This window comes from Collinsella sp. Sow4_D11 (genome assembly GCF_052116465.1).
Taxonomy (GTDB): domain Bacteria; phylum Actinomycetota; class Coriobacteriia; order Coriobacteriales; family Coriobacteriaceae; genus Collinsella.
The window spans coordinates 63075-75496 of record NZ_JBQKLA010000002.1 but is presented as its reverse complement, the minus strand read 5'-3'; the positions used below and the strand labels follow the sequence as shown (position 1 = coordinate 75496).

The window sequence follows — 12422 nt, the reverse complement described above, 5'->3', positions numbered from 1 at the left end:
CGATCGATGGCTACATTCTGTTACCACCTCATTGCCATTGTTTCGGTTTGAATGGTAATCGACCGGAAACTGCTCGTTAACAGGGCAAATCGTAGGATAGGCGCTGTTGGTAGCCGATGAACGAGAGGGGTTTGGTGGTGCCATGTCCAGGATTGTCGAACATCCCATTTTGGGCGCTCCCAGCAAGGGGAGTCGAGTCGTTTTCACCTACGACGGCGTTGAGATGGAGGGATACGAGGGCGAACCGATTGCCATGGCGCTCAAGGCCGCAGGCGTCGAGGTCCATCGCTTTACCGCCAAGCGTCACGAGCCGCGAGGCATCTTTTGCGCGATCGGACGTTGTACCGACTGCGTCATGGTCGTGGACGGTAAGCCCAACGTGCGCACATGCATGACGCCGCTTGCCGCCGGTATGGACGTGCGTACGCAAGATGGCGTGGCCCCGCTCGATTTGGATGACCCGCGCGCCGAGGCCTTGGTTGCCGGGGCGGCCGCAAGCCCTGCTGCCGTAAGGGAGGATGAGTAGTATGGAACGCCATGATCTGGTTGTGGTCGGCGCCGGCCCCAGCGGTCTTTCCGCTGCCATCGAGGCTGCCAAGCGCGGGCTCGACGTCGTCGTGTTTGACGAGAACGCTCGCCCTGGCGGTCAGCTGTTCAAGCAGATTCACAAGTTCTTTGGTTCCAAGGAGCATCGCGCCAAGGTTCGCGGTTTTCGCATTGGCGATGAGCTGCTTGCCGAGGCGGATACGGCGGGCGTCACCGTGGTGCTCGATGCAATGGTGATCGGCCTGTACGAGGGCCGCGAGGTCGTGGTGCGTGTTGGGGATGTCGTGCGCCATGTGAAGGGCGACGCTGTCCTGGTCGCAACGGGTGCGGCCGAAAACACGCTCAACTTTCCCGGCTGGACGCTGCCCGGCGTGATTGGTGCCGGCGCCGCGCAGACTATGATGAACCTGCATGGCGTGAAGCCGGGCGACCGTGTGCTTATGGTCGGCTCGGGCAACGTTGGCCTGGTCGTCTCGTTCCAGCTGCTGCAGGCGGGCTGCGACGTGGTCGCGCTGGTTGATGCGGCACCGCGCGTGGGCGGATACGGCGTGCATGCGGCCAAGGTCGCCCGCTGCGGCGTACCGTTTTATCTGTCGCACACCGTGGTGGCCGCCGAGGGCGAAGATCGCGTGACCGGCGTCACGATTGGCGAGGTCGATGCGCATTGGCAAGTTGTGCCCGGAACCGAGAAACATTTTGATGTGGACACAATCTGCGTTGCCGTCGGTCTTTCTCCCATGAGCCAGCTGCTCTCGATGGCGGGCTGTGACATGGTCGATGATCCCAAGCGCGGCGGCTATGTGCCGGTGTGTGACGAGAGGGGCGCGACGAGCGTGCCCGGCGTGTACGTGTCGGGTGATGTCGCGGGCATCGAGGAGGCAAGCTCCGCCATGATCGAGGGCCGTATCTCGGGTGTGGCGATTGCCGAATACCTGGGTTACACCGATGCGGCGGATGCGGACGAGTCCGAGGATAAGCTCGAGGCCTCGCTCGACACCTTGCGTCAGGGCATGTTTGCGCCCAAGAACCGCGGCAAAAAGATCGAGGTTACCGAGGAAGGGTGCCCGGTCTCGCAGCATCTGCTGCGCCATGGCTACCTTTCCGACGACGAGCTCGATAACTACCCCGGTGTGACCCACGACGCGGGCGTCCACCCCGTGATCGAGTGCACGCAGAACATTCCCTGCAACCCATGCCAAGATGCCTGCAAAAAGGGCTGTATCTCCATTGGCGAGCACATTACGTCGCTGCCAATCGTGATCGAGGATTCCCATTGCATTGACTGCGGCATGTGCGTGGCGAGCTGCCCTGGTCAGTCGATCTTTTTGGTCAACGAGGATTGCGGCGACGGTACCGCGACGGTCACCTTGCCCTACGAGTTCTATCCGTTGCCTCAGGTGGGCGATTGCGGCCGCGCTTTGAGCCGCTCGGGCGAGCCGGTGTGCGATGCCCAAGTGGTGCGCGTGCGCAGCGTCAAGGCGTTCGACAAGACGGCGCTCGTGACCATGAGCGTGCCCAAGGAGTTTGCCATGACAGCGCGCATGTTCAAGCCCGTCGAGGATACCGAGGAGGTGGCCTGCCATGAGTGAGGCCGTGAACTTTTACAAGGAGCCGGGCGAGCCGCTCGACCGTGCGGCGATTGACCTGGGCCCGTATGTGCCTGCGCCCGATGACGGCGTGCTCGTCTGCCGTTGCGAAGAGGTGACGAAGGGCGATATCCGTCGTGCCATTCATGACGGCATGTACACCATGACCGAGATTCGTCGCTACCTGCGTCAGGGCATGGGGCTGTGCCAGGGGCAGAGCTGCACCAAGCTCGTGCGTCGCATTATGGCCACGGAGCTTGCCGGCACGCCGGCCGTGGCGCTGCTGGAGCCCGAAACCTCGCGAGCGCCCATGCGCCCGATCGAGATGAGCGTGCTCGGCAACGGCGAAGAGGGGAGGGCGTAGCCATGGCGCGAACTTATGCAGATATCACCGATGCCGCCTGCGACGTCGTCATTATCGGTGCCGGCGTGATTGGATGCGCGGCGGCGTACAACCTGGCCAAGAAGGGCCGTAGCGTCACGGTGCTTGACCGTGAGCCCAATGTGGGCGAAGGCGCAAGCTCGCGCAACGGCGGTGGCGTTCGCCAGAGCGGCCGAGATGCGCGCGAGCTGCCGCTGGCCATGTATGCCGTCGAGAACATCTGGCCCACGCTGTCCGACGAGTTGGGCGCCGATGTCGAGTACGTCAAGCGCGGTAATCTGCGCCTGGGCAAGACCGAGGAACACCTGCAGACGCTCCGTAAACTGGCGAGTATGTCGCAGGGCCTGGGGCTCGACATGAAGATGATCGGTCCGGACGAAGTACGTGAGATCAACCCGTACCTGTCCGATCAGGTGATTGGCGCCTCGTGGTGCCCTACGGACGGACATGCTAATCCCATGCGCACCACGCTCGCGTATTATCGCGCGGCAAAGGCGCTCGGCGTGCGTTTTGTGACGGGTGTCGAGGTCAAGCGCCTGCGCAAGGTGCGTGGTCGCATCTCCAGCGTCGAGTGCAACATCGGCACCTTTACGGCTAACGACGTGCTGCTGGCAGCGGGTCTAGGCAGCCGCGGTATCGCCGAGAGCGTGGGCATCGATATCCCCATGACGGGATCGCTCATCGAGTGCTTGGTTACCGAGGCTGAGCCTACGATGTTCCCGCAGATGCTCGGCGTTGCCACGGGTGACTTTTATGGCCACCAGACGGCGCACGGGTCGTTTGTCTTTGGTGGCAGCTCAGGTCTTGAGGAGTCGAACGGCGCGTTTGGCGGCCGTCCCACCTCGAGCATTACGGCGTCGGCTGAGTGCCGCGCCATCATGGGCTACATTCCGCGCCTGGCCGAAGCCAAGATTGTGCGTACGTGGGCCGGCTGGGAGGACGAGAGCGCCGATGGCGTGCCGGTGATCTCGAAGATCGATGAGGTTCCGGGCCTGACCATCGCCTGCGCCTTTACCGGACACGGATTTGGCATCTCGCCCATCGTGGGTCTGCTGCTTTCCGAGCTAGTGTGCGATGAGCCCACGACGCTCGACGTCTCGGCCTTTCGCTACGACCGCTTTAAGGCGTGGTTGTGATGGAAGATTTTTCGTATCGCCTGCCCACGCACTTTGTGTTTGGGCGCGGTTGCGAGCGGGAGGCAGGACGGCTCGTGGCGCACTACGGCGGCACCAAGGCGCTCGTGCTGTTCGGAGGCGGCTCGGTGGAGCGATCTGGCCTGTTGTCGCGTGTGCTTGATTCGCTCGACCGAGCGCTGCTCGATCATGTGGAGCTCAAGGGCGTCAAGCCCAACCCGTTGCTGAGTACGGTCTACGAGGGTATATCGCTTGTACGTGATGAGCGCGTGGACTTTATTCTCGCGCTTGGCGGCGGCAGCGTTATCGATACCGCGAAGGCCATTGCTGCCGGCGCGCGCTATTCGGGTGACGTGTGGGACTTCTACGGCGGCGACCGCACGCCCGATCGGGCATTGCCGGTGGGCTGCGTGCTCACGATTGCAGCCTCTGGCTCCGAGGCCTCGCCCGATTCGGTGATCACGCAGGATGGCTCGATGCTCAAGCGCGAGACGTCCTCGTCGGTGCTGCTGCCGACGTTTAGCATCCTGAATCCCGAGTTGACTGAGACTCTGCCGGCGTATCAGACGGCGTGCGGTATTACCGATATGTACTCGCATCTGTTGGAGCGCTATGTGAGCAGGAGCAGTGATGTTGGCGTGTCCGACCGCATGATCGAGGGTCTGATGCTCGCGATCATCGACGAAGCGGGGCCTGTTGTGGATGACCCGAGGGACTACGATGCGCGTGCCAACCTTATGTGGGCCGCCACGATGGCGCACTGCGGTATTGCCGGCGTTGACCGTCGGCATGACTGGGCGAGCCACGATATCGAGTACGCCCTGTCGTCGCGCTATGGCGTGGCGCACGGCGCGGGGCTTGCCGTGGTGATCCCAGCGGTGCTCACGTATTACCTGGATGTCGAGGTGGCCGCGGTGCCGCGCTTGGCTCAACTGGCACGTCGCGTTTGGGGTGTTGACGAGGCGGACGATATGGCTGCTGCCCGTGCCGGTGTCGAAGCCCAGCGTTCATTCTTTGCCTTGCTCGGTATGCCGACGACGCTCGAGGAGGTGGGCGGCAAGCTCGAGGATATCCCCTTGCTGGCTCACGAGACGTGCTTTGCCGGCGGTCGCGCCGGTACCGTGGGAGGCTATCTCCCGCTCGATGAGCATGCCGTCGCCCGTATCTTCAGCATGATGCTCGCCTAATACCTGCCAGGAAGGGACAGGTTTATTTTGGTAGGTAAAGCGTTTGACCTGCCAAAATAAACCTGTCCCTTTTTGGTCGGTCGCCGTTTGGGGGCGGATTGGCAACGCTGGCTGATTACGGTCTTGACCTGCGCTAGAATAGGGGCATCTGATTATCCGGGCGCATGGAGGTTTGCGCCCGTATGTTGAGGAGGACTTTATGGCAACTGTTGCCGCACCTATCGACGCTACGTCGACCGCCGCTTGGAAGGCGCTCGAGGCTCATCAGGAGAAGCTCGAGGCCGAAGGTATCGACCTCAAGGCCTGGTTCGCTGCCGATGCAGAGCGCGTGAACAAGCTGAGCTTTGACGCCGGTGACCTGCACTTCGACCTGTCCAAGAACCTGGTGACCGATGAGACCGTCAAGCTGCTGTGCGATCTTGCCCGCGAGGTGAAGCTCGAGGAGCGCCGCGACGCCATGTTCTCCGGCGAGCACATCAACACCACCGAGGACCGCGCCGTCCTGCACACCGCGCTTCGCCGTCCGGCAAGCGAGAAGGGCCAGCTCATCGTTGACGGCCAGGACGTCGTCGCCGACGTGCACGAGGTCCTCGACCGCATGTACGCCTTTGCCGAGCGCGTGCGCTCCGGTGAGTGGAAGGGCGTTACCGGCAAGAAGATCGAGCATCTGGTGTCCATCGGCATCGGCGGCTCCGACCTGGGCCCGGTCATGGCTTACGAGGCTCTGCGCCCCTATGCCGACGCCGGTATCGACTGCCGCTATATCTCCAACATCGACCCCAACGATCAGGCCGAGAAGCTCAAGGGCCTGGATCCCGAGACCACGCTCGTGATTATCGTCTCCAAGACCTTCACCACGCTCGAGACCCTCACCAACGCTCGCGAGGTCAAGACCTGGATGCTCGAGCAGCTCAAGGCTCAGGGTGCCATCGACGGCTCCGAGGAGCAGAACGCCGAGGCCGTGGCAAAGCACTTCGTCGCCGTTTCCACCGCACTCGACAAGGTCGAGGCCTTCGGTATCGACCCCGCCAACGCCTTCGGCTTCTGGAACTGGGTCGGCGGCCGCTACTCCGTCGACTCCGCCGTGGGCCTGTCGCTGATCGTCGTGCTCGGTCCCGAGCGCTTCCAGCAGTTCCTCGAGGGTTTCCACGCCATCGACGAGTACTTCTGCAATACCCCGCTCGAGAACAACGCTGTCGCGCTAATGGGCCTGCTCAACGTCTGGTACGTCAACTTCTTCGGCTCTAAGAGCCACGCCGTGCTTCCGTACTGCCAGTATCTGCACCGCTTCCCGGCCTACCTGCAGCAGCTCACCATGGAGTCCAACGGCAAGCACGTCCGCTGGGACGGCAGCGCTGTGACCTCCGATACCGGTGAGATTTTCTGGGGCGAGCCCGGCACCAACGGTCAGCACGCCTTCTACCAGCTGCTGCACCAGGGCACCGTGGTGGTCCCGGCCGACTTTATCGCCTTCGCCAATACCGCCAACCCCGCGACCGATAGCGGTCAGGACGTGCATGAGCTGTTCCTGGGCAACTTCCTGGCCCAGACCAAGGCACTCGCCTTTGGTAAGACGGCCGATGAGGTGCGCGCCGAGGGCACGCCCGAGCAGATCGTCCCGGCCCGCTGCTTTGAGGGCAACCGTCCGACGACCTCGATCTTCGGCGATACGTTGACCCCGTTCGCACTCGGCGAGCTCATCGCCCTGTACGAGCACATCACGTTTGTCGAGGGCACGGTCTGGGGTATCGACTCCTACGACCAGTGGGGCGTCGAGCTGGGCAAGCAGCTTGCCAAGCAGATTACCCCGGCCTTCCACGACGACGCCGCCAAGGCCGAGCAGGACGCTTCGACCCAGGCACTCATCGAGTTCTACCGCGCTCACCGCAAGTAGTCTTTGTTGCTGAGATAGGTCATGGCCGAAGGGGCCCGTATCTGTTGGGATGCGGGCCCCTTTGCTATTTGAGTGGGCATGAGGGCGTATTGAGGGGAATGTCTTGCAGTCGGCATCCGCGTGCGGTGCCATTCGCTGTCCGTAAATATACGTCTACAGCTAATTTCATACCACTTGCCGGAATGCGGACACTGTCCTTGCATGTCGGGCGTAGATTGAACGTGGTTTTTCGCGTGAAACCACGAATCGGTTGTCAACCCTGAACAAGGAGGCCCAGCATGACGCTTGCCAAACCCATCAATAAATACATCGACTATATCGATGCCCCCGAGGACACGTTTGAGCAGTATGTCGAGAAGGCGCTAAAGTACAACTTTCGCTGCGTATTTGCGAACCTGCAGGAGTACGAGACGGGCCGCGCCATGCTCGAGGGCTCTGACATCATCCTTGCCGGCGCTATCGACTTTCCCCAGGGCACTATGACGCTTGAGGAGAAGCTTGCGAGGTTTGAGGAATACGCTGCGTGTGGCTTTACCGAGATTGACTACGTTTTGAATCAGGGGTCGATCGAGAACCGCGATTTTGATGCCATCGAGCGCGAGATGACTGCCGTTGCTGATTTTTGTCGCGCGCATGGCATCACTGACAAGGTAATCGTTGAGATGTGCAAGCTGGACGGCGACGACGCCGCCAAGCGCCGTGTATGCGAGATCGCGCTGGAGGCCAAGCCGGGATTCCTTAAGACATCGACCGGCAGAAGCTTTGGCGGTGCTAAGCTCGAGGACGTGCGGCTGATGCACGAGGTGCTCGGCGATGCCGTGGCAATCAAGGCGGCGGGCGGTATCCATAATTACGAAGAGGCTTGTGCATTCATCGAGGCCGGCGCCAGCGCGTTAGGTGCATCGGCGGGCATCGCGATCGTCGAGGGCGCACCGACGGATGAGCGTCGCTAGCAGACGTATTTGACCTGAGCGATAAAGCTTCACGACCACACGCTGTTTATGTTCGGGACAATATGACTTTTTACCCCGTTGCAGACAGAGCCGCAGTAGGTGTTCTGTATGATGACTCAGACAAGGTTGTTCAATGACAGGGAGGCTTATATGGCAATCAAAGCCATCGCAATGGATATCGACGGTACGCTCACCAACGATCAAAAGGTCATCAGCCCGCGTACGCGCGAGAAGCTGCTCGCGGCGCAGGAGTCGGGCATTAAGCTCATTTTGGCTTCGGGCCGTCCCGCATGGGGGCTGCACGCCTTGGCGCAGGAGCTCGACCTTCATAACCATGACGGTCTGCTGGTGGCCTTTAATGGCGCTCACGTCGTCGATGCCCAGACCGACGAGGTGCTGTTCGATCAGGCTATGCCTGCCGACGAATTGCATCGCCTCATTGATCATCTGCGCAATTTCGACGTGATCCCTATGATTTCGCTCGGTCGCGATCTGCATGTCGAGGATTCGTACCGCTGCATGATTACGCTGCCGGATGGCTCGCAGAAGAATATCGTCAAGTATGAACGCGACGCGTGCGATCTTAAGATTCGCGAGGTGGAGAGCCTGCATGAGGTCGTGGACACTTATCCCGTGGACAAGCTGCTCACTGCGGGCGACCCGGCCTATCTGCAAGCGCATTACGAGGAGATGTACGCGCCCTTTACCCAGACGCTTTCGGGTATGTTTACGGCCGACTGGTATTTTGAGTTTACGGCTCCCGGTATCGACAAGGCCCGCGCGCTCGAGGGTGCCCTGCCCAAGCTCGGCATCGATGCCAGCGAGGTCGTCTCGTTTGGCGACGGCCAGAACGACAAGTCCATGATTGAGTGGGCCGGCACCGGTGTTGCCATGGGCAACGCGGTTGACGAGGTTAAGGCCGTGGCCCAGATGGTGACTGCCAATAACAACGAAGACGGCATTGCGGTGGCGCTGGATAAGCTGCTGGGTTAGAATCGCCGATTAATGCATGGTTCGGGCGCCTGCTTACAGGCGCCCTTTTGTTAGGGAGGGTGCCGTGTCCGCATTTCCGTTCGACGCCGTTATCTTTGACATGGACGGCGTCATTGTCGATACCGAGTATTACTACCTGGGCGAGACTGCTGCGTTTGCCAAGGAGCTTGGGCTTAACCTGACTCAAGAGGAGTTGAACGGGCAGATCGGTACCTCACATCAGTTCTTCCTGCATATGCTGGTCGATTGGTTTGAGCGCGCCGGTAAGGGGCATTTCACTGGCGAGGAAGCGTTGGCCCGTTGGGACGAGTGGGCGCATAAGCGTCCGCGCGACTATCAGGCTTTGATTAACCCAGGCGCCGTGGATACGATTCGAGAGCTGCCGCGCCGCGGCGTTCGCGTGGCGCTTGCCAGCTCGTCTCCCATGGATAGCATCGAGGAAGTGCTCAATGCGTGCGGGCTGTCGGATGCCTTTGAGTATGTGGTGAGCGGCGAGCAGTTTAAGGAGAGCAAGCCCGAGCCCGACATCTACCTGCATGCGCTGGACCTGCTGGGACTTCCCGCGAATCGCTGCTGCTGCGTTGAGGATTCGGTGCCTGGTATCACTGCCGGCAAGCGAGCCGGCCTGACGGTCATTGCCAAGCGCGAGGAACGCTTCGGCTTTAGCCAAGATGCCGCGGACAAGATTATCGACCAACTGCCGGAGCTGCTGGAGCTTGCGTAGGACTTGGACGGCACGTCTACCGTCATAATGGTATCGTTGTCGTCTTTTTGCATACAGGGTTAGCGAAGGCCAAAAATAGAGTGCGCATTTGCTAAAACTGCCGATTCGATGCGCTTTGCGTCACAATTTTTGAGCGAGGCGATGCGCATCGAGGTCCTTGTGAGCGATTTGATGAGCGACTGCGCGCTTGTTTCTGTGTTTGCTTCGGCTGGGGCGTCGGTTTCAAGCAGTAGACGATTGAGCGAAATCTGTCGTGCGTATTCGCGACCGCGCTTGGTGGCGAGCATACGATCGTTCACGGAAAAATAGCAGCTCGCATTACGCGCGCGGGCGAGTTCGTCCGAAGTGCCGCTAAACCAGTGGAAGATGATAGCGGGGGAGTCGGGGTTTGGGATGAGTAGTCCATGCGATTCGAGGACGTCCAGTACGGCTCCTGCCGAACGAACGGCGTGAATCGATATTACGCGCCCGGCAAGAGGACACTGCACGAGCGCATCGCAGAGCCGGTCAAGTGCCTGTATTTGCAGCGGTTCGCTTCCGGCAAAGCGCGCGGAAAAGTCGAGTCCGACTTCGCCGATATAGCGCTCTTGGGCAGCAACTTTGCAAAGCAGATTGATTTCGGCAGGACCGCAGCGGCCGTCGGCGAGCCACCAGGGATGGAGCCCGACGCCCGAGATAATGTTTGGGTAACGGCTGGCCCGCTTTTTTGCTGCCGCGAAGTCACGCGGGTCGACCCCGCAATCAAAGACCCCCAGTCCTATAGCCGCAGTTTCGTCGGCAACAGCATTCGGGTAAGCCATCAAATCAAGATGGCAGTGTGCATCAAATAACCGGGGCTCCATCTCGGCGCACTCCGCTAGTCCAGGCGCTGGCCATCGGCGCGCACGCGCTCGGTGCCGCGGCCACTGATCTGGCGGATAACCTCGCCGGCAATCATCTGACCCATGATGGGCGGCATAAAGCTGGCGGTTCCGAGCTCGGTACGCTCGTGGATGTTGGAAGGGTCGCGGGGCTGTGTCTTAACCGATTCCTCGCAGCTAAACAATACATGTAGGCTCTTGATTCCGCGCTTCTTACATTCTTTGCGCATAATGCGGCTCATGGGGTCACGTACCGTATCGAAGATGTCGGCAAAGCGGAGGCACTCGGGATGGAGCTTGTTGGCCCCGCCCATGGAGCTAACCAAACGAATGTCGTGGTCCTGAGCATATTTGGCAATGGTGAGCTTGGCCGAGATGGTGTCGATGGCGTCGACGACGTAGTCGAGCTTGCCGTCCGTCTGCTCAAAAACGCTCGCAAAGAACTCGTCGATGTTGTCGCTCAACAGGTATTCGGTGCGCTTGATAACGGTGGCGGCGGGATTGATATCGCGAATCATGGCTTCCATCACGTCTACCTTGCGCTTGCCGACGGTGCTGTGGAAGGCGATGGCCTGGCGATTGATATTACTGGGCGCGATGATGTCCTTGTCCAGAATGACGAAATGACCGATGCCGCCGCGGGCGAGTGCCTCGCAGCAATTGGAGCCCACACCTCCGCAGCCGAGCACCAGCACCGTAGCATCGGCGAGCTTATCGAGTGCCTCGCGGCCCATGATGATCTCGAGCTTGGTGTCGCGTGTCTCGATTGCGGCTGCGGCAACGGTTTCGGTCATAAATATCCTCCGATGGGGAAGCGAATCGTGTTTTAGCTATCGCCATTATAGGTATTATCACGATTCCATTTGAACCCTTGGGGTTTGTTGAAATGGGATCGGGATTCGCATAAGATTGAAGCAGATGGCGCCCGTTGCCGCGGGTTAGCCAACTCCGAAACACGTTTATGGCGTGAGAAGTGGCCGTCTTCGCATTACGCGGGGGCGGCTATTTTTTTGAGTATAAGATTAGATAATTAGACAAACATTTAAATATCGAGTATAGTGTGCGCGTCGAACGAAATACTGAGAGGAGGTCCTATGCCGGGAGAGGGTTTTAAAGCGCTGGCCGATCCTACACGGCGTCACATTTTGGAACTGTTGCGCAAGGGCAATTGTACGGCCGGGGAGCTTGCCGAGCATTTCGATATCAGCAAGCCGTCGTTGAGCCATCATTTGGCGACGCTCAAAAACGCCGGGTTGGTGACCGATGAACGTCATGGCCAAAACATCGTTTACAGCTTAAACACCACCGTCATGCAGGACTTGATCGGTTGGTTTATGGGCTTTACAAACACTGAAGGTGATAAGGATGAATAACGAATACAAGGGCATTCACGCCACGGGGGTATCGCCACGCGTGTGGATCGCGCTGGTCGCTCTATGCGTCGCCAATATCGTAGCGCACCTTATGGTGATGCCGAGCTTGCCTGCGCAGATTCCCACGCACTGGGGCGCGAACGGCGTTGACGGTTGGGGTCCCAGCTGGAAGGCCTCCGCGCTCGGCGTGCTGCCCCTGGTGCTTCTCGCAATGTTCTGCGTGGTGCCGCGCATCGATCCCAAAGGTGAGGCATATCGAACCTCGGGCAAGTTCTATCAGGGCTTCGTAATCGCCTTCACCTTGTTCATGTGCGCCATAAGCTGGCTGGGAGAGCTTACGGTCTGGGGCGTGGTGCCGGCGGTCGGTTCGGTCAACGCGCTGATTTCTGGTGCTGTCGGTTTGCTGTTCATTGGCGTAGGCAACTACTTGCCGCGTGTGAAGCAGAACTATACGCTCGGTATCAAGACGCCCTGGGCGCTTGCCGATCCCGAGAACTGGCGCCGTACGCAGCGTTTTGGCGGTACCTGCTTTATGGTGCTGGGTGTTGGTCTGATTGTGATGGGCGTTGCGGGTAGCGTGCTTTCGAGTGAAGTTGTCGCCGCGGTGATTGCGGTTCTGGCGTTTGGTTCTGTCGGAGTCGTCTACGTCTACTCGTATCTGCTGTGGCGCAAATCGCAGCGAGCCGCTCGTTAAGGTTGCGGAAAACTAGCGTACGCAGTTCATAGTATGTTCCGGGGGACTTTTCCCAGGTAGTATTAGGGGGTATGGGCAACCGTGCCCCTTTTTCGTT

The 12422-nt window shown here is 60.1% G+C and carries 13 protein-coding genes; 11 read left to right on the top strand and 2 right to left on the bottom strand.

From position 1 onward, the window contains the following. The first annotated feature begins 142 nt into the window (after positions 1–142). The 9 genes from ACTQ40_RS01595 to ACTQ40_RS01555 all read left to right on the top strand — a co-directional run bounded on the left by ACTQ40_RS01595 (position 143) and on the right by ACTQ40_RS01555 (position 9398). The gene (locus ACTQ40_RS01595; RefSeq protein WP_441563187.1) at positions 143–526 is read left to right on the top strand and encodes a (2Fe-2S)-binding protein; all 384 of its coding nucleotides are present in this window, start codon (positions 143–145) and stop codon (positions 524–526) included. A gap of 1 nt (position 527) precedes the next feature. After that, complete coding sequence (locus tag ACTQ40_RS01590) at positions 528–2135, top strand: FAD-dependent oxidoreductase (protein ID WP_441563186.1); 1608 nt, start codon at positions 528–530, stop codon at positions 2133–2135. After that, entirely contained in the window at positions 2128–2496 is a 369-nt protein-coding gene (locus ACTQ40_RS01585; RefSeq protein ID WP_441536791.1) for a (2Fe-2S)-binding protein, read from the top strand. Before ACTQ40_RS01590 ends, ACTQ40_RS01585 begins: the two co-directional genes overlap by 8 nt. A gap of 2 nt (positions 2497–2498) precedes the next feature. After that, the gene (locus tag ACTQ40_RS01580; protein ID WP_441536793.1) at positions 2499–3650 is read left to right on the top strand and encodes an NAD(P)/FAD-dependent oxidoreductase; all 1152 of its coding nucleotides are present in this window, start codon (positions 2499–2501) and stop codon (positions 3648–3650) included. Next, on the top strand, positions 3650–4834 hold the full coding sequence (locus ACTQ40_RS01575; protein ID WP_441563185.1) for an iron-containing alcohol dehydrogenase: 1185 nt from the start codon (positions 3650–3652) through the stop codon (positions 4832–4834). Before ACTQ40_RS01580 ends, ACTQ40_RS01575 begins: the two co-directional genes overlap by 1 nt. 199 nt (positions 4835–5033) lie before the next feature. Then, on the top strand, positions 5034–6728 hold the full coding sequence (gene pgi / locus ACTQ40_RS01570) for a glucose-6-phosphate isomerase (protein WP_441040996.1): 1695 nt from the start codon (positions 5034–5036) through the stop codon (positions 6726–6728). A gap of 278 nt (positions 6729–7006) precedes the next feature. Then, complete coding sequence (deoC, locus tag ACTQ40_RS01565) at positions 7007–7681, top strand: deoxyribose-phosphate aldolase (RefSeq protein WP_441015806.1); 675 nt, start codon at positions 7007–7009, stop codon at positions 7679–7681. 150 nt (positions 7682–7831) lie between these two features. Continuing rightward, complete coding sequence (locus ACTQ40_RS01560) at positions 7832–8674, top strand: Cof-type HAD-IIB family hydrolase (protein WP_441548302.1); 843 nt, start codon at positions 7832–7834, stop codon at positions 8672–8674. A 64-nt stretch (positions 8675–8738) separates the two neighbouring features. Then, positions 8739–9398 carry an HAD family hydrolase gene (locus ACTQ40_RS01555; RefSeq protein WP_441548301.1) on the top strand — a complete coding sequence of 220 codons (660 nt, stop codon included), beginning with the start codon at positions 8739–8741 and terminating at the stop codon, positions 9396–9398. A 59-nt stretch (positions 9399–9457) separates the two neighbouring features. On the opposite strand, the gene ACTQ40_RS01550 is transcribed toward ACTQ40_RS01555, so the two are convergent. Both ACTQ40_RS01550 and ACTQ40_RS01545 read right to left on the bottom strand, forming a co-directional pair. Beyond that, complete coding sequence (locus ACTQ40_RS01550; protein ID WP_441563184.1) at positions 9458–10240, bottom strand: TatD family hydrolase; 783 nt, start codon at positions 10238–10240, stop codon at positions 9458–9460. A gap of 14 nt (positions 10241–10254) precedes the next feature. Then, complete coding sequence (locus tag ACTQ40_RS01545) at positions 10255–11052, bottom strand: tRNA threonylcarbamoyladenosine dehydratase (protein WP_154517356.1); 798 nt, start codon at positions 11050–11052, stop codon at positions 10255–10257. A gap of 300 nt (positions 11053–11352) precedes the next feature. Between ACTQ40_RS01545 and ACTQ40_RS01540 the strand changes: the two genes are divergently transcribed. Together ACTQ40_RS01540 and ACTQ40_RS01535 are read left to right on the top strand one after the other, a co-directional pair. Beyond that, complete coding sequence (locus ACTQ40_RS01540; protein WP_427727824.1) at positions 11353–11631, top strand: autorepressor SdpR family transcription factor; 279 nt, start codon at positions 11353–11355, stop codon at positions 11629–11631. Then, a complete protein-coding gene (locus ACTQ40_RS01535) occupies positions 11624–12325 on the top strand; it encodes an SdpI family protein (RefSeq protein ID WP_441563183.1) in 702 nt (233 codons plus the stop codon). The genes ACTQ40_RS01540 and ACTQ40_RS01535 overlap by 8 nt, the downstream gene beginning before the upstream one ends. Positions 12326–12422: the final 97 nt, after the last annotated feature.